The organism is Streptomyces sp. (assembly GCF_019510245.1).
In the GTDB taxonomy this organism is placed as follows: domain Bacteria; phylum Actinomycetota; class Actinomycetes; order Streptomycetales; family Streptomycetaceae; genus Streptomyces.
Map to the genome: position 1 here is coordinate 1 of NZ_JAEKKT010000126.1, position 19,614 is coordinate 19,614.

Sequence of the window (19,614 nt, forward strand, 5' to 3'; positions counted from 1 at the left end):
CCTCGCCCCAACCGATATCGGCCGGAGACGGGGTATCAACATATCTGGCGTTGACTTTTGGCACGCTGTTGAGTTCTCAAGGAACGGTCGCTTCCTTTGTACTCACCCTCTCGGGCTTTCCTCCGGGCTTCCCTTCGGTGTTTCCAACCTTACCAGATCCGTTTTCCGTTCCGTTTCCGGTCGGAATTCATTTCCGGTGGCCGTTGGAGGGCCTTTGCCTTTTCGATTGCCTTTCGGCTCTCTTTCGGCGAGTCCGACTTTATCAGAAGTTCTTGGCCGGTCTGACCGGCCACTCACTCCTGAGTACATCGGGGTGGCTTCAATGTCTCGGAGAGAGCTCTCCGTTGTGAAGCAGATCGATTCTAACGATCGACCCTGAACTTGTCCAGTTCTGGGCAACTGTTTGAATCTACCTCCCCATCCAGCCCGTGTCAACGGGTCTTCCGAGGCGAAGAGGAGACTAGCAGCTCACAGGAGGTCTGCGCACATCAGGCGGCCGTAGGGATGAGCGCGCTGCGTTCGGTCTCCTCGAGGTCACCTGTCTCACCAGCACGGGCGGCGCGGCCGCCGACGACGAAGACGTAGGTCAGGAAGGCGAGCTCAGCCACTACTCCGATGGTTATGCGCGCCCAGGTCGGCAGGCCGGACGGGGTGACGAAGCCTTCGATGGCGCCGGAGACGAACAGGACGAGGGCCAGGCCGATCGCCATGCCCACGGCGGCGCGGCCCTCCTCGGCCAGGGCTGTACGGCGGCTGCGCGGACCCGGGTCTATGAGGGTCCAGCCCAGGCGGAGTCCGGTGCCCGCGGCCACGTAGACCGCGGTGAGCTCCAGCAGTCCGTGCGGAAGGACCAGGCCCAGGAAGGTGTCGAGTCGGCCGGCCGAGGACATCAGGCCGAAGCCGACGCCCAGGTTCAGCATGTTCTCGAAGAGGATCCAGAGGACAGGAAGGCCGAGGAAGACGCCAAGGACCAGGCACATGGCGGCGGCCCTGGCGTTGTTGGTCCACACCTGGGCCGCGAAGGAAGCCGCGGGATGGCTGGAGTAATAGGTCTCGTACTCGCCGCCGGGGCGGGTCAGCTCGCGGAGCTGGCTGGGGGCCGCGATGGTCGACTGCACGTCCGGGTGGGTGCCGATCCACCAGCCCAGGACGATCGCGATGGCGGTGGATATGAGCGCGGTGGGCACCCACCAGTGGCGGGAGCGGTAGACGGCGGCCGGGAACCCCTGTCCGAGGAAGCGGGCGACGTCGCGCCAGGAGGCGCGGCGGGTGCCTGTCACGGCGCTGCGCGCGCGGGCCACGAGCTGGCTGAGGCGGCCGGTGAGCTGTGGATCGGGAGCGCTGGACTGGATCAGGGAGAGGTGGGTGGCGGTGCGCTGGTAGAGCGCGACGAGTTCGTCCGCTTCGGCTCCGTTGAGGCGCCGCTGACGGCGGAGGAGCGCGTCGAGGCGGTCCCACTCGGCTCGGTGTGCGGAGACGAAGACGTCGAGGTCCATCGGGTCTGCCTGCTCCTCGGCTGGTCGTCGACTGCCTGTCGTAGCAATGTCGCAGCTGTCAGCTTGTCGTACTGCGGCGCGATGCGCCCTCAGCTTGGCAGACTTGCGCTGTACAGGGCAGACCAGGGGAAGGCGGCGGGCGTGAGTGAGCTGGTGACGGGTGAGGCGGTGGCGCTCGAACTGCGCCCCGCGAAGTTGCCCAGCAGGGCGCTTGCCGTCCTGCTCGACCTGATCGTGACCTTCACCGTGTACATCGCTGTCTCGATCGGTCTGGCGGCGGCCACGGCCTCGCTCGACGACGCCGCCCAGATCGCCCTGACGATCGCGGCCTTCCTGCTGGTGCTGGTCGGTGCGCCGATCGCGGTGGAGACGCTGAGCCATGGGCGCTCGCTCGGGAAGATGGCGTGCGGGCTGCGGGTCGTGCGGGACGACGGCGGGCCCATCCGGTTCCGGCATGCGCTGGTGCGGGGTGCTCTCGGTGTGGTCGAGATCCTGATGACGTTCGGCGTCGTCGCCTGTATCGCCTCGCTGGTCTCGGCGCGTGGGCGGCGGCTCGGGGACGTGTTCGCGGGCACCCTGGTCGTGCGGGAGCGGGTGCCCGTCGGGCAGACCCGTTTCGTTCCACCGCCTCCGCCCTGGCTGGCGGGGCGTTTCGCCGAGCTGGACCTGTCGGCCGTGCCGGACGCGCTGTGGCTCGCCGTCCGGCAGTACCTGACGCGGATGCAGCAGCTCGATCCGCAGGTCTCCTGGGCGATGGCCGCACAGCTCGCGGGGGATCTCGCGACACGGACGGGTACCCCGGCGCCGACGGACATTCCGCCGGCCGCGTATCTGGCGGCGGTGGTGCAGGAGCGGCAGGCCCGCGAAGCTCGGCGGGCCTTCGCCGACCATGCTTCCGCGTCCGCCGGTGTCCCCAGCGCGTACGCACCTCCGGTCCTCGGCGCGGCCCCTGCACCCGCACCCGCACCCGCACCTATGCCTACTCCGCCTGTCCCTCGGCCGTCGGCTGTGCCCGTGGTTCCTCCCGCTGCCGCGGCCGAGCGGCCGGCCACCGGGTTCGTGCCGCCGGCCTAAGCGTGGTCGGCCCCCGCGGGGCCTGCTGTCCGGTCTCACTCCTCGGGGTCGGCGAAGAGCGACGGCGGTGACCGCAGGTCCTCCAACTCGATTCCGGGGGCGGCCAGGACCACGTCGCCGGCCAGGTGCACAGAGTGCTGTTCGCCGGTGTCCAGGGCCGTGACCTGGTACTCGTCCACGGTCAGAGGGCCGTTGTCAGTGGCGTGTGTTTCTCTTTTCAGCAGGGCCCAGGACTGGTCCACGGTGCGTGGGGCGAGGACCGGGTCCGTGAAGGCCACGAGGCGTACCCGGGTCGCGGTGGCGGAGGGGGTGAGGCGCAGGAGACGCGCGGTGGCGACGAGGAACGCGGGGGACGTGCCGGTGAAGGCGTGGGCGCGCACATTGCCCGTGGAGTTCCAGGCGGATGGGGCGGCCGAGGTCGTCGAGGGCGAGATCCACCGAGCCGCCGTGATCGCCGGAGGGGGTGGTCACCTGGGAGACATAACGCCAGCCGGAGGGGCCGGGGGCGCACTGGAAGTGTTCTTCGCCGAGGGGGGTGTGATCGTGCGGATCGTGGAGCGAATAGCGGCCGCGGGGCATGGGGGTCCTGGGGCTTGACGGGGCGTGGATCCGGCGCTCGGACCTCCGGTACGGCCGCGCGGGCGGTCGACGGTCCAAAGGGGCAGGCCCCCGGCACGGGGGTGCGGGGGCCTGCCTCGGCGGACCGGAGGACCTGCCGCCGGGAGAGCACGTCGGTGCACGGGTGCGCTTCCCGGTGGGCGGGTCTCGGACTCAGTAGCGGTAGTGGTCCGACTTGTACGGACCCTCGACCTTCACGCCGATGTACGAGGCTTGCTCCGGGCGCAGCGTCGTGAGCTTCACACCGAGCGCATCCAGGTGCAGGCGGGCGACCTTCTCGTCGAGGTGCTTGGGCAGCGTGTAGACGCCGACCGGGTACTCGTCGGGCTTGGTGAACAGCTCGATCTGGGCCAGGGTCTGGTCCGCGAAGGAGTTGGACATCACGAACGAGGGGTGACCGGTGGCGTTGCCCAGGTTCAGCAGGCGGCCCTCGGAGAGGACGATGATCACCTTGCCGTCGGGGAACTTCCAGGTGTGGACCTGCGGCTTGACCTCGTCCTTGACGATGCCGGGGATCTTGGCGAGGCCGGCCATGTCGATCTCGTTGTCGAAGTGGCCGATGTTGCCGACGATGGCCTGGTGCTTCATCTTGGCCATGTCCGAGGCCATGATGATGTCCTTGTTGCCGGTCGTGGTGACGAAGATGTCGGCCTTGTCGATGACCTCGTCGAGGGTCGTGACCTGGAAACCGTCCATCGCGGCCTGGAGGGCGCAGATCGGGTCGATCTCGGTGATGATCACGCGGGCGCCCTGTCCGCGCAGGGACTCCGCGCAGCCCTTGCCCACGTCGCCGTAGCCGCAGACGACCGCGGTCTTGCCGCCGATCAGGACGTCGGTGGCGCGGTTGATGCCGTCGATCAGCGAGTGGCGGCAGCCGTACTTGTTGTCGAACTTCGACTTGGTGACGGCGTCGTTGACGTTGATCGCCGGGAAGAGGAGGACGCCGTCGCGCTGCATCTCGTACAGGCGGTGGACGCCGGTCGTGGTCTCCTCGGTCACGCCACGGATCTCGGAGGCGAGCTGGGTCCACTTCTGCGAGCCGTCCGTGATGGTGCGGTGCAGGAGTTCGAGGATGACGCGGTGCTCGTCGGACTCGGCGGTGTCGACGGAGGGGACCTTGCCGTCCTTCTCGTACTCGACGCCCTTGTGGACGAGGAGGGTGGCGTCACCGCCGTCGTCGAGGATCATGTTGGGGCCGCCGGTGGGGCTGTCCGGCCAGGTCAGCGCCTGCTCCGTGCACCACCAGTACTCCTCCAGGGTCTCGCCCTTCCAGGCGAAGACCGGGATGCCCTGCGGGTTGTCGGGGGTGCCGTTCGGGCCGACGGCGATGGCGGCGGCCGCGTGGTCCTGGGTGGAGAAGATGTTGCAGGACGCCCAGCGGACCTGTGCGCCCAGGGCGACCAGGGTCTCGATCAGGACGGCGGTCTGCACGGTCATGTGCAGGGAGCCGGTGACGCGGGCGCCGGCCAGCGGCTGGGTCTCGGCGTACTCCTTGCGGATCGCCATCAGGCCGGGCATCTCGTGCTCGGCGAGGGTGATCTCCTTGCGGCCGAAGTCGGCCAGGGAGAGGTCGGCGACCTTGAAGTCCTGTCGGTTGTCGACAGTCGTCATTGCGAGCTGCTCCTCGGGTTGGGGTCGAGGGTGGGTACGGCTGGTCTGCGCGGCGGCGGACACAGGGGTGCCCGAGAAGAGGACACAGGCATGCCCGCGTGCGCGCAGCGCAGTCCGTCGGAGGCCCTCTCTCCCTCGGACGGTCCATGTGGGACCGCCCGACCGCCATCAGCAGCGACGTCTGGCTCCGTCCCAAGCTACACCGGAGGAGCGGGCCGTCCCCAGTCCGCCTCCGAACAGATCACGCCGTTCGAGGGGGTCAGTGGTCGGCGGGGTGGGGGGCCGGGCCGCCCGGGGTGGCTTCCGGGTCGGGGCCCTTGGCGGCCTCCGCCTCGCTGTAGATGTCGGGTTCCAGGTAGATCACGCGGGCGATGGGGACCGCGGCACGGATGCGGGCCTCGGCGGCGTTGATGGCCTTGGCGACCTCGGCGGCCGTGTCGTCGTGCTGGACGGCGATCTTGGCGGCGACGAGGAGTTCCTCGGGACCGAGGTGGAGGGTGCGCATGTGGATGATGCCGGTGACGGTGTCGCCGTCGACGGTCGCCGCCTGGATCTTCTTGACCTCCTCGGCGCCGGCGGCCTCGCCGAGCAGGAGGGACTTGGTCTCGGCGGCCAGGACGAGGGCGATCATGACGAGCAGGACACCGATGCAGACGGTGCCGATGCCGTCCCAGACGCCGTCGCCGGTGAGCACGGCGAGGCCGACGCCGCCGAGGGCGAGGACCAGACCGATGAGCGCGCCGAAGTCCTCGAGGAGGACGACGGGCAGCTCGGGTGCCTTGGCACGGCGGATGAACTGCGACCAGGACAGCTTGCCGCGCAGTTCGTTGGACTCCTTGATGGCCGTCTTGAAGGAGAAGCCCTCGGCGATCACCGCGAAGACGAGGACGCCCACCGGCCAGTACCAGTGCTCGACCTCGTGCGGGTGGCTGACCTTCTCGTAGCCCTCGTAGATGGCGAACATGCCACCGACGGAGAAGAGCACGATGGAGACGAGGAAGGCGTAGATGTACCGCTCGCGGCCGTAGCCGAAGGGGTGTTGCGGGGTCGCCTCGCGCTGGGCCTTCTTGCCGCCGACGAGCAGCAGGAACTGGTTGCCGGAGTCGGCGAGCGAGTGGACGCCCTCGGCGAGCATCGACGAGGAGCCGCTGAACGCGAACGCCACGAACTTCGATGCCGCGATCGCGAGGTTGGCGCCGAGTGCCGCCACGATCGCCCTGGTGCCGCCTGACGCGCTCATGTGTTCGCGTTGTCCCTTCTCGTTCTCGCCGGTACTCGCTTTGCCCGTGCTTTGCCGGTGGGTCATTCTTGCAGCCCGGTACGGGAGCGACTCGTCAGGTATCCACACTCCCGGTGCGGCAATCGGACTTCACCGGACTCCGCGAGAAGCGCCGACCCCTCAGACGATCATCAGACGATCACCGTGGCGCGGAACACCGTGCCCGCGCCCGACACCTCGGCCTTCTCGGCCGCCGGGACGAACACCGAACGGCCCGGGGTCAGGTCGTACTCGCCGACGCGTACCGCACCGGCCGTGCAGAGCAGGATCTGCGGGGTGGGCAGGGTCAGGTCATGGGCCTCGGCGCCCTCGGGCAGGACGTACCGGGAGAGCCGGAACTCGTCGATCGGCGTCTCGTAGACCTCCTCGCCGTCCGGGGCCGCCTCGGGACGCAGCACGCCGGCGTCGCCCGCCTCGAAGCGGACGATGCGCAGGAGTTCGGGGACGTCGACGTGCTTGGGGGTCAGGCCGCAGCGCAGGACGTTGTCGGAGTTGGCCATGATCTCGACGCCGAGGCCGTTGAGGTAGGCGTGCGGGATGCCGGCGCCGAGGAAGAGGGCTTCGCCGGGCTGCAGGCGGACGTGGTTGAGGAGCATGGCGGCGATCACGCCGGGGTCGCCCGGGTAGTGGTGGGCGATGTCGGCGTAGGGCAGGTAGTCGCCGCCGAGGCGGGTGCAGGCGGCCGTCGCCTCGGCGACCGTGCGGGCCATCTCCTCGCGGTCGGCGCTGAGGATCGCGGTGAGCACCTCGCGCAGGGCCGCTCCCTCGGGGTGGGCGCGCAGCAGGTCGACGTACGGCTTGAGGGAGTCCACGCCGAGGCCGTCGAGGAGTTCGGCCGCCTGCTCCGGTGCGCGGAAGCCGCACAGGCCGTCGAACTCCGTGAGCGCGCAGATCAGTTCGGGCTTGTGGTTGGCGTCCTTGTAGTTGCGGTGCGGGGCGTCGACCGGGATGCCGCGCCGCTCCTCGTCCTCGTACCCCTCCCTGGCCTGTTCGAGGTCGGGGTGCACCTGGAGGGAGAGCGGGGCGCAGGCGGCGAGGATCTTGAGCAGGAAGGGCAGTCTCGGGCCGAACCTGGCCACGGCCTCCTCGCCCAGTTCGGCCCTCGGGTCCGCGTCGATGACCTCGATGAGCGTGCCGCGCGCGGTGCGCGAGGGGGCGCCCGGGTGCGCGCCCATCCACATCTCCGCCTGCGGCTCGCCGCTCGGCTCGACCCCGAGCAGCTTCGGGATGGCAGTCGGGGAACCCCAGGCGTAGGGGCGGATGGTGTTGTCGAGGAGGTCCATGACTTCTCTCTGCGGTTCTCTCTGCGGACGGGCGGGGGCGAACAGGGTTGCACGGGAGGGCGTGGGAGGCACGGGGACGGGGCGCGGCGTACGGGTCGTACGACGGCGCACGACGTTGTACGACGGCTGTGTTCACCGTGTGTTCCCTCACCGTGTTCCCTCACCGGTTCGCCTTCGGTACGGCCCTCAGGTCGTCCTTCGTGCGGCGGGTCCGGCGCCGGTGTCCACCTCAGGCCCTCGAAGCGAGCGCCAGGTAAACGGCGGCGAAATCCGTGACGGCGATCAGTTCCGCCAGGGTCTCCAGCTCGTCGCCCGCCTCGGGCTCCAGCTCGCTGATGGGGGTGTCGTGGCTGAGGGCGAGGTCGCGGGCGGCCGGCGCGGCGGTGAGGCCGCCGATGGGGCGGTCGCGCAGCAGCACCACGCGCGCGTGCAGCGCGGGCGGCTCGTCCACGCGGTCGCGGAAGAAGTCGTCGGGGTCGGCGCTTGCCGCGAGTCGCCCGGCGAGCAGGGCGGCGTGGGCGGCCAGGGCTTCGGGGAGTTCGGCGACCAACGCGGGGCGGCCGGCCAGTTCGGCGAGGGCGGCGGCGAAGCGGCGGCCCGCCGGGCCCGCCGAGTCGCCCTCCGTCCAGACCACCGGGAGCGCGTCGGCCAGTTCCGCGGCGAGAGTCTTGGCCGGGTTGCTGTAGGTCACGATGGCCGGGCCGCAGCGCTCGGCGATGTGGTCGAGGCGGTCGGCGACCTTCTCCAGCGCGTCCGGCGGGGCGGTGAGCAGCCCGACGCGGTCGAGGAGTGCGAGCAGCGGGGTGAGCAGCGCCCACAGGACGCCCGGGGAGGAGCCGGCGAGCGGCTCGCCGTGGTCGTACGGGGCCGTCGCCATCGGCATGAACAGGCCGTGGGCGCCGGCCACCGCCTCGGCGAGCGGGGTGCCGGCGGGGGCGACGGCCGCGACCGAGCAGCCGCGGCGGTAGGCCTGGTCGGTGAGGAGGGAGAGGCTTGGCTCGGTGCCGTCCGGGGTGGCGATCAGCAGCAGGTCGACGGAGCCGGCCCAGCCGGGGAGCTCCCAGCGCAGGGCGCCGGCGGCCGGGGCGACGCCGGTGGGGGCCAGGCGGGTGACGGGGCTGCCGGGGCCGGCCAGCGTGCCGAGGAGGTCGGCGGCGTGGGTGGCGGCGACGCCGGGGCCCGCGATCAGGACGGCGCGGGGGCGGCCGTCCGGCTTCAGCTCCTGCACACCGGCCTCGATGGCGTGCCGGGCGGCCGTACGGACGCGGGCGCCGGCCTCGGCGGCGCCGCGCAGTAGACCTCGGCGGTCGGCCCCGGCGAGGTCCTCCGGGGTGTCGAGCAGCGTTTCGTCGAGCATGGAGCGGCCTCCGGTTGCCGGGGTCCTGGTCCTGATCTGATCTTGTTGCTGGGGGGCTGCCGTTGTGGCGCCTACGCCGGGCGGCGGGCCTCGTCGACGAGGAGGACCGGGATGCCGTCGCGGACGGGGTACGCCAGGCCGCAGTCCTGGCCGGTGCAGATCAGCTCGGCATCCTGCTCCTTGAGGGTGGCGTGGCAGGCCGGGCAGGCGAGGATCTCCAGGAGGCCGGCTTCGAGCGGCATGGCGGGGGTTCCCTTCGGGGCGGATGTTCGCGTGCGGTCAGGTTACCGCCGGTGGGGTGGGTTGGGCTGACCGTGGCTGACGGCTGACCGCCGGCCGGGGTGACCGCCCAGGGGGCTCCGCCCCCTGGACCCCCGAGACCTTCGCCCACCCACCACCCGACTCGGTCGATCGAAAGGTGAGGGGTGGGGGCGGGCCGGCTCGGCCGACTGACGGGCGCGGCGCAGAGACGACGCGACACCGCCAGGCTGACAGGTGCGGCGCAGGGACGAGCCGACACCACCCCACTGACAGGCGCGGCACGTGAGGCAGAGGCGGGAGGGGGCGGTCGGCTGGGTGGTGTGGGGGCGGGTTGGTGGGGTCAGGCCCTGATGATGGCCAGGACCTCGTCGCGGATCTTGGTCATCGTCGTCTCGTCCCTTGCCTCCGCGTTCAGGCGCAGCAGCGGTTCGGTGTTGGAGGGGCGGACGTTGAACCACCAGTCGGCGGCGGTGACGGTGAGACCGTCGAGGTCGTCGAGGGTGACGTCGTCGCGGTCGCCGTAGGCGGCCCGGATCGCGGCGAGGCTGGCCTGCTGGTCGGCGACCGTGGAGTTGATCTCCCCGGAGCCGGTGTAGCGGTCGTACTGGGCGACGAGGGCGGAGAGCGGGCCGGGCTGGCCGCCGAGGGCGGCGAGGACGTGCAGGGCCGCCAGCATGCCCGTGTCGGCGTTCCAGAAGTCCTTGAAGTAGTAGTGGGCCGAGTGCTCGCCGCCGAAGATCGCGCCGGACCTCGCCATCTCGGCCTTGATGAAGGAGTGGCCGACGCGCGTGCGGACCGGGGTGCCGCCGTTCTCCCGGACCACCTCGGGGACGGTCCAGGACGTGATCAGGTTGTGGATGACCGTGCCCTTGCCGCCGTTCCTCGCCAGCTCGCGTGCGGCGACGAGGGCCGTGATCGCCGAGGGGGAGACCGGCTCGCCGCGCTCGTCCACGACGAAGCAGCGGTCCGCGTCGCCGTCGAAGGCCAGGCCGAGGTCGGCCGACTCGGCGCGCACGCGCTGCTGGAGATCCACGATGTTGGCGGGGTCGAGCGGGTTGGCCTCGTGGTTCGGGAAGGTGCCGTCCAGCTCGAAGTACATCGGGACCAGGGTCAGCGGCAGGCCCTCGAAGACCGTCGGGACCGTGTGGCCGCCCATGCCGTTGCCCGCGTCGACCACGACCTTCAGGGGGCGGACAGAGGTCAGGTCCACGAGTGTGCGCAGGTAGGCCGCGTAGTCCGACAACGTCTCGCGGGTGGTGATGGTTCCGGGTGTGGCCGCCGGCTCGGGGGCGCCCTCCTGCGACCAGCGCTCGGCCAGCTCCCGGATCTCCGCCAGGCCCGTGTCCTGGCCCACCGGCGCGGCTCCGGCGCGGCACATCTTGATGCCGTTGTACTGGGCGGGGTTGTGCGAGGCCGTGAACATCGCGCCGGGCAGACCGAGGGCGCCCGAGGCGTAGTACAGCTGGTCGGTCGAGCACAGGCCGATCTCGGTGACGTCGACGCCCCGGGCCGCCGCACCGCGCGCGAAGGCGCGGGACAGACCGGGCGAGGAGGGCCGCATGTCGTGGCCGACGACGATCGCGGCAGCACCGGTCACCTGGACGAAGGCGGCGCCGAACAGCTCGGCGAGCGCCTCGTCCCACTGGTCCGGGACCACTCCGCGCACGTCGTACGCCTTCACGAGCTGCGACAGATCAGTTACAGCGGCCACAGGCCAACCCTCCTGGAATACTTTCGGTCGCCCCAAACTACCCGGCCCGGGTGAAGGCCCGACGCCCGATCCCCCGGCGAGCCCGCCGCGGTTTCCGGCTGTGATCTGCGGAGATCCAACTCGGCGAGCACGATCGACCGCAATCGATGGTGGGTGGGCTGCAGGCTGAAGCCCTCCTCGCGCAGCAGTCCGGCGACCGTGTCTGAGAAGGCCCGGTGGCCCCGCCGGGTCGGCTCGGCTGCCGGCTTCCGGGGCGCCTTCGCCGTCCAGCGCAGCGGAGACAACGGATCGCCCCGTCGTCGGCCTCTACCAACGCCGACAGCGCCCGCCGCAGCCCCACATCCAGCTCGGCAGCCTTCTTCCGGCCTCCACCGGCACGACGGACCCGGCCCAACAGCCCCTGGCGGGCTCGGGTTCAGTCACCCCACGCGAGACCGCGCCCTCCCGGACCCCGGCCGCAGCGGCGACAAACCTGAATCCCGCCGTGCCCCCAACGACCACCCTTCCGCCCCCATGGACAGCCGAGATGCGGCAACAACGCCTGGAACTTCGCCGCCACGACGGACTCGATCGCCCCAGCCCCTACCAGAAACGATCCCCGCAGCTGCAGACCACGACCTTTTGCCCCGCTAAACCCTTAGAAATCTCAACGAAATGATCTTCGAGGTGGTTGGATCACTCCGGGACCAATGATCCAAGGGTGCGAGGTGGCGCGCTCGAAGCGCGGAAATCTACGACGAGTCGTGGGCGGTGATCGAGCCGCTGCTGCTCAAGGTCGAGCGACGAACCGCCACCCGGGACGCAAGCGGCATCCGGACCGGCTGGTGTCCCGGGGCATCCTGTTCGTCATGCACACCGGCACCGCCCGGGAACACCTGCCGCAGAACTCGTCTTCGGGCCGGGCATGGCCTGCTGACTGGCAGCAAGCGCAACGACGTCACCCCGCTGATCCAGGCCGTGCCGCCGGTGCGGGGCAAGCGCGGCCGACCCGGCGCCGCCAGGACGCGGCGTGACCGGTGCTACCACCGCGTGTGTACCCAACAATGTGCCGTGGAGCGCTTGTTCACCCATCTGTGCTTGCTCTGCCGCCTGCGCATCCGCCGGGGGATCCGCGACGACATCCACGAAGCCTTCCGCGCCCTCGGATACGCAGTCATTCTTCCGAAGACGCCTGCAGGCATTGCGATAGGAGTGCTTGGCCAGTGTCGGTCGGTCAGGGTTTCAGGGTGTTGAAGAGGTCGCAGACGCCCTCCAGGGTGGGCCGGTCGTTGACCCGGGCGCGGAGGTTTTCGCGCAACTCGTCGGTCTGCGCGTCAGGTTTCGGGTGCAGGGCGAGGTTGACCAGGGCGGCCAGGGTGGAGGCCAATTGGCCTTGGCGGTCGAACGGCAGTGTGCCACCGGGGTCGAGGAAGACCGAGGTCATGTGCTCGGCTCCGGTGGCCAGTAGATGGGTGAGCAGGTCGGCACTCGGCTGGAGTCGAGGGCGGGACGGCGCGTAGGGGTGGGGGACGGGGCACGGCTCGTCGAGCAGGCCGGCGGTGACGATCGCGGCGACGGCCGGGGCCATCAAGACGCCGTTGCGGTAGGTGCCGGTGGCCAGGTGCAGCCCCTCGGGCCCCACCGGACCGAGGAGGGCTTTTCCGTCGCCGGTGGCCGGGCGGTGGCCCCAGCGGATCTCCCGTACTGCGGTCGTGCGCAGGTCGGTGCGGAATTGGTGCAGCAGCCCATGGAGCAGGCTGAGGTGTTCGTCCGTGGTCGCGCCGCCGGCCGGTCCGGGACGGTTGGTCGCTCCGAGGTAGAGGCCGCAGGCCGCGCGGGGCACCAGGTGCAGGCCGCAGGCGAAGTCGCGGTTGGGGGTGCGAATGACCATCGGTGGCTGTTCGGCGACAGGCACATCGAGCAGCATGCTGACGCCCTTGGCAGGCAACACCGCTGGCAGGGTGGGCGGGGTGAGACCGTCCAGGAGGGCGCCGGTGGCGGCACCGGCGCAGAGCACCACCTGCGCGGCGGGTAGTTCGCCGCCGGCGCCAAGGCGTACACCGGTCACGCGCGATCCGTCGGGGCTGACAGTGACCCGCCGGACAGTGTCGGGCACGGTCGTGATCCGAGGATGGCGTGCGGACGCGGACTCCAGGGCATCGAGCAGGGCGTCGGCATCCACCCACCCCTCGTCCGGGCAGGCCAGCGCTGCCACAGGGGCATGCCGGGGCGCCGGGCGCAAGCCCGGCACGTGCCGCGGGTCCAGCCGCTGCGCGCGCAGCCCGAGATGGCCGGCGGCGCGTTCGATCGCGTCGAGGTTGTCCTGGTCACCTGGGTGGTCGAGGTTAGCGATGACCACGGTGCCGCGCCGCAGCACCACCGGGCTCGGGGTGTGCTCGGCGAGTCCGGCCAGCCATCCGGGCCACATCTCTGCGGAAGCAAAACGGAACTCAAGGTCCGCCGGGTCGGTGTCCTCGGCGGTGTGTTCACCGAGTACACCGAGCATCGCTCCGGCCGCCGCGGACGCCGCGCCCTCGGTCCGGCACCCCGGGGACACCAGAGTCACCCGGAGCCCGGCGTCGGCGGCTCCCAGGGCGACCGCCATACCGAGTACTCCGCCACCGACCACGACCACATCACGCATCTGGTTCCCCTGTCTCGTTGGTCAACACAATGCCGTTGCCCGCCGATCGCCCCGGCCGGCCAGCGGGAGCCGCCACGGCCGCCGACACCCGCCGGCTACCGGGCACCGGGGCCGGTGGACGCCGGGCGCGGCCGCAGGCCGATCGCCTCGGCCGCCCGGGTCTGGCCGCCGCCCGGCCACTCCCCGTCGAGTGCCCAGGCGGCGTCGAAGACCCGCACTTGGTGTTCGAGGCTGCGTTTGTACAGCCGAAAGAGGCTCTCCCGCTCGGCCGGGCCGCCGGCCTCGGCGGCGTCTTCCATGACGGCCGCGTGTGCGGCGCACATCTCGGTTCGGGTGCGCCGTGTGTACATGTCCGCCCACCGGCGATAAGGCTCGGGGCCGGGGATCCGCACGCCGCGGAACCGTGACCCGATGACCTCCGTGAACAGCGAACAGGGGTAGAGGCTCGACGCGATGTGCGCGAAGGTTCCCTCCAGGCCGGTACGGACAAGGTGGTTGACGTAGCCCTCGCGGGCGGGGGAGGTGCTCCAGCGGTCGTGTCCTATGACGACTGGGAAACCGAGATCCTCGACCAGTGACTGCTTCTCGCCGAGTTCGTCCACAGTGGACATGTTGGCCAGCACGTTCGCGGCGGCCTTCGCCCACGGGTGCCCGACCGGGGCCTTGGCGATGCCGATCGCGATGGTGCGGTTAAAATCAGCGACGTGCGCGCCGTCGTCGGCCTGGAAGAACACGAACTGCTCCGGCCGTAGTGTCCCGCCGGCCAGCGCCTCGATCCAGGGGTGGCGGCGGTAGGCGCTCCAGACCGCCTCACTGCGCTCACGGCAGTCGTCGACGAACGTCATTCGGCTGCTCTCCTCATCGGGGCCGACGTCGCGGCCCACCGTCGAGCCGACAGTTGCCCAGCCGCTTGCTCTGTCCCGGCGGCGATCTCGCGGTCGTCGGTGACGAGTTCGGCTAGCAGTTCGGCCGTGCCGGGGCCCGCGATGTAGCCCTCGCCGCCATGGCCGAAACATCCGAACAGGCCGGGCGCCAGGCGGTCAACCACCGGTCGCCGGTCCGGCAGCGTCGGCCGCAGCCCGCGGCGCTCGGTGACCACGCGTGGTTCGCCGATGCCCGGCAGCAGGCGGCGGGCACGCGTGAGGATCCGTTCGGTCAAGTCGGCGGGCTCCGCGGCGTCCTGTGGATACCAGGAACCACCGAGTACAAGCCGGCCCTGCGGGGTCTGATGGGCCAGCAGGGCCACCGAGCGCGGCGCGCCGATGCTATCTTCAGCCAGCACTCTGCGTAGGGTCGGCGCGACCGGCTCGGTGATCAGCACGCGTCCGCGCACGCCGCTGAGCGGGATGTGGATGCCATGCGGTGCGAGCAGCGCGGCCGATCCCAGGCCGGCGGTAACGACCACCTGCCGAGCGGCGAAACGCGCACCGGCCGCGCCGACGACCGCCCATCTTCCGCCCGGGCTCTGCTGCAAGCTCACCGGCCCGAGGCCCGACCGTGACATCACCCCGGCCTTCCGCCCCGCGCACACCAGGGCGTCGAGCACGGCAGCCGGTTCGATACGACGCCCCTCGGCCAGCAGTCGGGCCGCCCGGACGTGGGGCCCGACGGCTGGTTCCAGGGCGGCGAGTTCACCGCGCGGCACTGCCTCGGACCCGGTGACGGATCGGGCCGCCGGTCCGGCGCCGCTGTCGTGCCCGGCGCGGCCGGCAGGATCAGCGGGGCTGTCAGGGCTAAAGGGACTGACGGCCTCGGGGGGAGCGGTGAGGAGCAGGGTGCCGACCGGCTCGTCGTCCCACCGCATCCCGCTCTGCGCGGCCAGCCGGGCGTACAGCGCCAGGCTCCGCCGGAAGCAGGTTTCCAGCTCCGGGGAGGGCGGGACGAGCTCGCCCTGGGCCGCGTGCGAGGCCCCGGCCCCGGGTGCGGCGGCGTCGAGGACCGTGACCTCGGCGTCGCGCAGCGCCAGCAGCCAGGCCACCGTCAGCCCGACGACCCCGCTTCCGACCACCACCACGTCGGCGCCCTGTGCGTCGCTGCTCACCGAGCCGTCCGAACACTGAGCAGATCCAGGGGATGATGCCCCGATCCGATGTCCGCTGCCCCGTGCCGAATGCCCAGCCGGACCGCCTCATGGGCCTGGCGGGCCGCTTCGAGCAGGCCCATGTGGCGGGCAAGGAAGACCGTCAGCAAGGCCGAGTGCGCGCAGCCGGCGCCGTGATCGCACCGCGTGTTCTCGCGGGGGCTGCGGATCTCGTGGTGTTCCTCGCCGTCGAACAGCCAGTCGCACACCTCCGGCCCGTCCGGGAAGGCGTCGGTGATGAGCGCGGACGCCGCCCCGAGCCCGACTAACTTCTCGGCCAGCAGCGCCGGCGGTGCCTCCTGCCCGAGCCCGGTGAGCAACCGGGCCTCCGTCAGGTTCGGGGTCGCGGTCCGGGCGAGCGGGAGCAGGCCCTCGCGGACGGCCGCGAGCGACTCCGCGTCCCCGCCGAGCGCGGATCCCGCGGCGGTGACCATGACAGGGTCGACGACGACGGGGGTCTCCGTCAGCCGACCGAGCCGCTCCACCAGCGTCCACACCACCAGCGGGCTCCATGTGGTGCCCACCTTCAGCCCGTCCGCGCCGATGTCGTCGAGCACCGCCTTCAGTTGGCCGTCCACCAGTTCGGGGTCGATTGGCGCGCGGGCGCTGACCCCCATTGTGTTCTGCGCCGTCACCCCGACGACCACGCTGGCGCCATACGCACCAACTGAGGCGAAGGCCTTGAGGTCGCCCTGTATACCGGCGCCGCCACCGGAATCCGAAGAGCCGATGGTGACACACCGCGTCCGGGCTGCTGTGGCCGGCGGCCGTTCGGACGCGAGGGGCGTCGGGTTCACGACGTCACCCCGGCGGCCGCTGTCTGGGCTTGCAGTGCCGCGGCCACCAGGGCGGTCACCTCGCTGACGCACTTCTGATCGTCCCGGTACTCCACGAGCATGACAGGTGCGACCTCGGGCAGGCCGCTGACCAGGGCCGCCGGCTGCGCACCGGGTTCTACCAGCACCACGGTGGGCCGGCCGAGCGCCGAAGCCCAGCCCAGTTCCACGTGCGTGCCCGGGGACACCGGGTTGCCGGGGAAGGCGACGAAGACCGAGCAGCGGCGCATCCAGGCAAGGTCACGTCGGGTGCAGTCGCGATCGCTGACCAGGCCGGCCCCCCAGTCCTCGGTGCGGTGGGCGCTGAGCACCCCCCATCCCTCGGCCTCGAAGGCGTTGATGAGCGTCGCGTAGCGGTCGCGCACCCGTGGCGGCAGGCTCCCGGTGGCCTCATCGATCAGGGCTTTGAACGGGCCGCCGAGGAACACGGCGGGACGGTCACCTTGCGGCATCGAGGACCTCCGGGGGGACGGGGCTTCGGTCGCCAGCGTGGGGAAACGCTGGAGCATTAGGCGCCGGTAGAGCGGGGGCAACCGGTCGACGAGGCCGTCGTCGCTCAGCTGGCCCGCCCGGGCCCGGCGGTAGAGCTCGAACAGCCGCACCACGTGCGCCCACCACGGTGGGAGGCCCAGCGCCTCCACGCTGTCGGCGTCCAGCCGCGTATGGCCGAGCCGGAGCGTCTCCTCGATCTGCAACACCTGGGCAAGGTAAGGGCGGTTGTCCCCGTCCGGCATCGCGGGCATCCGGCACTCCGGCGGCTCGGGCGCGGGATTGTCCAGCAGGCGGACCGCCTTGGCCAGGTCGGGTTCGTACAGGTGCAGCGAGCCTGCAACGTGCGTATAGGTACCGAGGCCGACGCCGAACTGCCTGGCCATCATCTCCTGCAGGATGGTGAAGGAGAAGATGTCGCTGGTCATGCCCCGGTAGGCGTCATTGGCGCGCATGTAGGCGACCATGTGCATCCGGCCTTCACGCAGCAGGAACTGCAGAGCCAGGGTGCAGGCCATGTCAATGTTGCCGGGCACCAGCAGCTCGCTCGGCCGCAGGATCTGGATGACCGCGCGCTTGGTGTCGGGATCCTCGCGAATCGCCTCCGTGACGGCGGCCCACTGGTCGCCGGCTCCCTCCCCGTAGGCGAAGATCCGCGGACCGTAGGCGGTACCGGTCAACCGCACGCCATCTGCGGAGTACTTAGCGACACCGGGCGCGTAGTACGCCAGGTAGGCCAGGTCGTCCCGGCCTGCGAGATACCAGAGCGCTTCGGCCACGTTGAACACGAGGTTTGCACGCCGCCTGGGGTGAGTGACGAGCCGTCGCAACGGGTCGCGCAGCGTGAAGGCGGCTCCCAGCTTCTCCTGGCTGGCGTAGCCGCGTGGACTGTTGTGGAATTGCGGCTCGTGCACAAGCTCTGCGAGATGGTGCAGGTAGGCGTCCTGCAGCCCGGCAAAGACTCTCACTTGAAGTCCTCGGGAGGGCGGACGGATCTGCCGGTGGGGCGGTGACGGGCGATCGCTGCACTTCCGCGGCCTGCCCGGGGAGTGCCGCCGGGAGCACCCGGTTCGGTCTCGGCGGGTCGCCGCGGGGGTTCACGCCGGTCGGTGGGATCGAAGGAGCGGGTGGGGAAGACCGTTCCGCGTTGCATTCGGCCACCTCTGTGGTGTTGTGCGCTGCCGCGCTGCGCGGTGGGCGCTGTGGAAGGCCGGCAGTTTGCCAGGCCGGCCGGAGGCAAAGGGCGAGACGTGGGACCGGCGGCCTGACGCAGGGCAGGCGCGCCGCAGGATGCCCAGCCCGGGGAGGGCCAGGGCAAGAAGGGGTGAGGTAGGACGGCGCGGGGCCGGCCGCCGAAACGGCAGCTGGGAGGCCGCGCAGAGCCGACGCGAATGGCGGCACTCGGCAGGCGAGAATCTCGGTGTTGAACGGATTATGAACTCGGACAAAAGGGGGCGTCGGGCGATGCCTGTCTTCGCCGGGGTTCGCTGCGCTTCGAGAGACATCCTAGACAGCGCCTCGCCCCTCGTCTATAAGCTCAACAATAAGAGGTTCGAGCATTCAAGTAAACGACTGCCGGGGCCGCTTGGCCCCGAAAGCGTCAGGTTGAAGCGTTCCGTGGTACCACCGCGTTTGGTCGCCGCACTCTTGGGCGTGCCGCCGTTCCAACGGGTCACCACATCTGGCGAACAGATCGGATGGGGGGCAAATCGAATTAAATCAGGCCTTGGGTAAGTCAGTCCGACCGGACACTGCGTTGCCGTTGCAGGTTTTGCGGGCCCAGGTTCGGGCCATACCATCGCCATGGCTATTCCAAGACGTCCCCCAAATGCTTCGGGGATGCCAGGGCCGGTTTGCTACAGCTTTCACCGAAATCGGGATAGTTTGCGCCCCACACCACAGGCAGGCGTCGCGCTCCCGTAGACACAGAGCCGAAGACATCGAAGGACGCCAAGGATGCTGTGGACGCCGAGGGCCGTGGAGGGGAGCCGCTATGCGCAGCCAGGAATTCGGAGCCGGCCTCATCGCGCAGAACCAGTCGTCGCTGGCGCCCTTCCGGCTCAGTCGTCCGACATCGGTCGACGACGCTGTCGCACTCGTGGCAGCGGAACCGGAAACGGTCGTCGCGGCGGGGTGTACGGATCTGGTAGCACAACTGCGGGAGGGACGTGCGCCTCGGTCGATGGTGCACCTGAGCCGAATACCCGAACTGCGGGAGATAACCCACCGCGGGGGCCGTCTCTCGCTCGGTCCGACCGCAACTCTGGACCAGACCGCGACCGCCCATGCTGTCGTCGATGCCGTTCCGGGGCTGGCCCGGGCCTGCGCACGGATTGCGACCGTGCGGGTGCGTCGCACGGCGACGGTGGGGGGGAACCTCCTCGCCCGCCGGTTCCGCTACGAGATGCCGGTGCTACTCAGCGCGCTGGACGCCGAATTGGAGTTCGCGGGGGGGCCGGGCACGACGATGGAAGAGCTGTGGCGCGAGGACGCCGGGGAAGGGCGGGCTTGCGGCGCTTGGGAACCCCAGGGGCTGCTCACCGGCGTTTCGGTCCGCACGGCCGGCCTCGTGTGGTTCGGCTACGAACGATCAATGCGCCCGACAACCACGGTGGCACTGGCGGTGCGCCGCCGCTCCGACGGAGCGCTCACGGTGCGCGCCGTAGCCGGCTCCGAGTACCGCCGGCCGTACACGATGACCTGGCGGACCGGGGTGGCCGCCCTCGCCGAGGCCGAACCCGCGCAGATCGGCGGGGCGCTGGCCGCCCAACTGCCGGACCGGATCGCCGACTACTGCGGCTCGGCACCATACCGCAGGCATCTGGTCGGCGTGCTGACCGCACGACTGCTCACGGCGGCCTCGGCCGCGACCACACCAGGAGTACAGGACACCTGA

At 70.7% G+C, this 19,614-nt stretch carries 14 protein-coding genes and 3 pseudogenes; 3 read left to right on the forward strand and 14 right to left on the reverse strand.

Translation table 11 applies throughout. From position 1 onward, the window contains the following. Positions 1 to 488 precede the first annotated feature (488 nt). Complete coding sequence (locus tag JF597_RS14070; RefSeq protein ID WP_293993725.1) at positions 489 to 1,496, reverse strand: stage II sporulation protein M; 1,008 nt, start codon at positions 1,494 to 1,496, stop codon at positions 489 to 491. 141 nt (positions 1,497 to 1,637) lie between these two features. Here JF597_RS14070 and JF597_RS14075 point away from each other — a divergent pair, with 141 nt between their 5' ends. Further along, a complete protein-coding gene (locus JF597_RS14075; RefSeq protein ID WP_293993727.1) occupies positions 1,638 to 2,570 on the forward strand; it encodes an RDD family protein in 933 nt (310 codons plus the stop codon). A gap of 35 nt (positions 2,571 to 2,605) precedes the next feature. Here JF597_RS14075 and JF597_RS14080 read toward each other — a convergent pair. From JF597_RS14080 to JF597_RS14115, 8 genes and pseudogenes are all read right to left on the reverse strand, one after another. Continuing rightward, positions 2,606 to 3,149, reverse strand: a pseudogene (locus tag JF597_RS14080) (hypothetical protein). 192 nt (positions 3,150 to 3,341) lie between these two features. Then, a complete protein-coding gene (ahcY, locus tag JF597_RS14085) occupies positions 3,342 to 4,799 on the reverse strand; it encodes an adenosylhomocysteinase (protein ID WP_293993729.1) in 1,458 nt (485 codons plus the stop codon). A 259-nt stretch (positions 4,800 to 5,058) separates the two neighbouring features. Continuing rightward, entirely contained in the window at positions 5,059 to 6,039 is a 981-nt protein-coding gene (locus JF597_RS14090) for a cation diffusion facilitator family transporter (protein WP_293993731.1), read from the reverse strand. A 170-nt stretch (positions 6,040 to 6,209) separates the two neighbouring features. Beyond that, on the reverse strand, positions 6,210 to 7,361 hold the full coding sequence (gene manA / locus JF597_RS14095; RefSeq protein WP_293993733.1) for a mannose-6-phosphate isomerase, class I: 1,152 nt from the start codon (positions 7,359 to 7,361) through the stop codon (positions 6,210 to 6,212). 229 nt (positions 7,362 to 7,590) lie between these two features. Continuing rightward, entirely contained in the window at positions 7,591 to 8,718 is a 1,128-nt protein-coding gene (locus tag JF597_RS14100) for an SIS domain-containing protein (protein WP_293993734.1), read from the reverse strand. A 71-nt stretch (positions 8,719 to 8,789) separates the two neighbouring features. Then, entirely contained in the window at positions 8,790 to 8,960 is a 171-nt protein-coding gene (locus JF597_RS14105) for a Trm112 family protein (RefSeq protein ID WP_293993735.1), read from the reverse strand. A 359-nt stretch (positions 8,961 to 9,319) separates the two neighbouring features. Continuing rightward, positions 9,320 to 10,690, reverse strand: a complete 1,371-nt coding sequence (locus tag JF597_RS14110; protein ID WP_293993737.1) for a phosphomannomutase/phosphoglucomutase — start codon at positions 10,688 to 10,690, stop codon at positions 9,320 to 9,322. A 158-nt stretch (positions 10,691 to 10,848) separates the two neighbouring features. Next, positions 10,849 to 11,228, reverse strand: a pseudogene (locus JF597_RS14115) (ISAzo13 family transposase); the annotation flags it as partial. Between the two features lie 191 nt (positions 11,229 to 11,419). Between JF597_RS14115 and JF597_RS14120 the strand changes: the two are divergent. After that, positions 11,420 to 11,574: pseudogene (locus tag JF597_RS14120) on the forward strand (transposase); the annotation flags it as partial. A gap of 329 nt (positions 11,575 to 11,903) precedes the next feature. On the opposite strand, the gene JF597_RS14125 reads toward JF597_RS14120, so the two are convergent. From JF597_RS14125 to JF597_RS14145, 5 genes are all read right to left on the reverse strand, one after another. Beyond that, entirely contained in the window at positions 11,904 to 13,313 is a 1,410-nt protein-coding gene (locus tag JF597_RS14125) for an FAD-dependent oxidoreductase (RefSeq protein ID WP_293993739.1), read from the reverse strand. 95 nt (positions 13,314 to 13,408) lie between these two features. Then, positions 13,409 to 14,158, reverse strand: a complete 750-nt coding sequence (locus tag JF597_RS14130; RefSeq protein ID WP_293993740.1) for a hypothetical protein — start codon at positions 14,156 to 14,158, stop codon at positions 13,409 to 13,411. Next, on the reverse strand, positions 14,155 to 15,354 hold the full coding sequence (locus JF597_RS14135) for an FAD-dependent oxidoreductase (RefSeq protein ID WP_293993742.1): 1,200 nt from the start codon (positions 15,352 to 15,354) through the stop codon (positions 14,155 to 14,157). The genes JF597_RS14130 and JF597_RS14135 overlap by 4 nt, the downstream gene beginning before the upstream one ends. Further along, entirely contained in the window at positions 15,351 to 16,262 is a 912-nt protein-coding gene (locus tag JF597_RS14140) for a bifunctional hydroxymethylpyrimidine kinase/phosphomethylpyrimidine kinase (protein ID WP_366916400.1), read from the reverse strand. Before JF597_RS14140 ends, JF597_RS14135 begins: the two co-directional genes overlap by 4 nt. Beyond that, the gene (locus tag JF597_RS14145) at positions 16,187 to 17,686 is read right to left on the reverse strand and encodes a thymidylate synthase (protein ID WP_293993745.1); all 1,500 of its coding nucleotides are present in this window, start codon (positions 17,684 to 17,686) and stop codon (positions 16,187 to 16,189) included. The genes JF597_RS14140 and JF597_RS14145 overlap by 76 nt, the downstream gene beginning before the upstream one ends. Positions 17,687 to 18,711: 1,025 nt before the next feature. On the opposite strand from JF597_RS14145, the gene JF597_RS14150 reads away from it, so the two are divergent. After that, positions 18,712 to 19,614, forward strand: coding sequence for an FAD binding domain-containing protein (locus JF597_RS14150; RefSeq protein ID WP_293993747.1), 903 nt, complete (start codon positions 18,712 to 18,714; stop codon positions 19,612 to 19,614).

Excerpts from the sequence above, each read along its gene's own strand:
- JF597_RS14070 (WP_293993725.1), bottom strand. The coding sequence starts at position 1,496 with ATGGACCTCGACGTCTTCGTCTCCGCACACCGAGCCGAGTGGGACCGC.
- ahcY (WP_293993729.1), bottom strand. The coding sequence starts at position 4,799 with ATGACGACTGTCGACAACCGACAGGACTTCAAGGTCGCCGACCTCTCC.
- JF597_RS14090 (WP_293993731.1), bottom strand. The coding sequence starts at position 6,039 with ATGAGCGCGTCAGGCGGCACCAGGGCGATCGTGGCGGCACTCGGCGCC.
- manA (WP_293993733.1), bottom strand. The coding sequence starts at position 7,361 with ATGGACCTCCTCGACAACACCATCCGCCCCTACGCCTGGGGTTCCCCG.
- JF597_RS14100 (WP_293993734.1), bottom strand. The coding sequence starts at position 8,718 with ATGCTCGACGAAACGCTGCTCGACACCCCGGAGGACCTCGCCGGGGCC.
- JF597_RS14105 (WP_293993735.1), bottom strand. The coding sequence starts at position 8,960 with ATGCCGCTCGAAGCCGGCCTCCTGGAGATCCTCGCCTGCCCGGCCTGC.
- JF597_RS14125 (WP_293993739.1), bottom strand. The coding sequence starts at position 13,313 with ATGCGTGATGTGGTCGTGGTCGGTGGCGGAGTACTCGGTATGGCGGTC.
- JF597_RS14130 (WP_293993740.1), bottom strand. The coding sequence starts at position 14,158 with ATGACGTTCGTCGACGACTGCCGTGAGCGCAGTGAGGCGGTCTGGAGC.
- JF597_RS14150 (WP_293993747.1), top strand. The coding sequence starts at position 18,712 with ATGCGCAGCCAGGAATTCGGAGCCGGCCTCATCGCGCAGAACCAGTCG.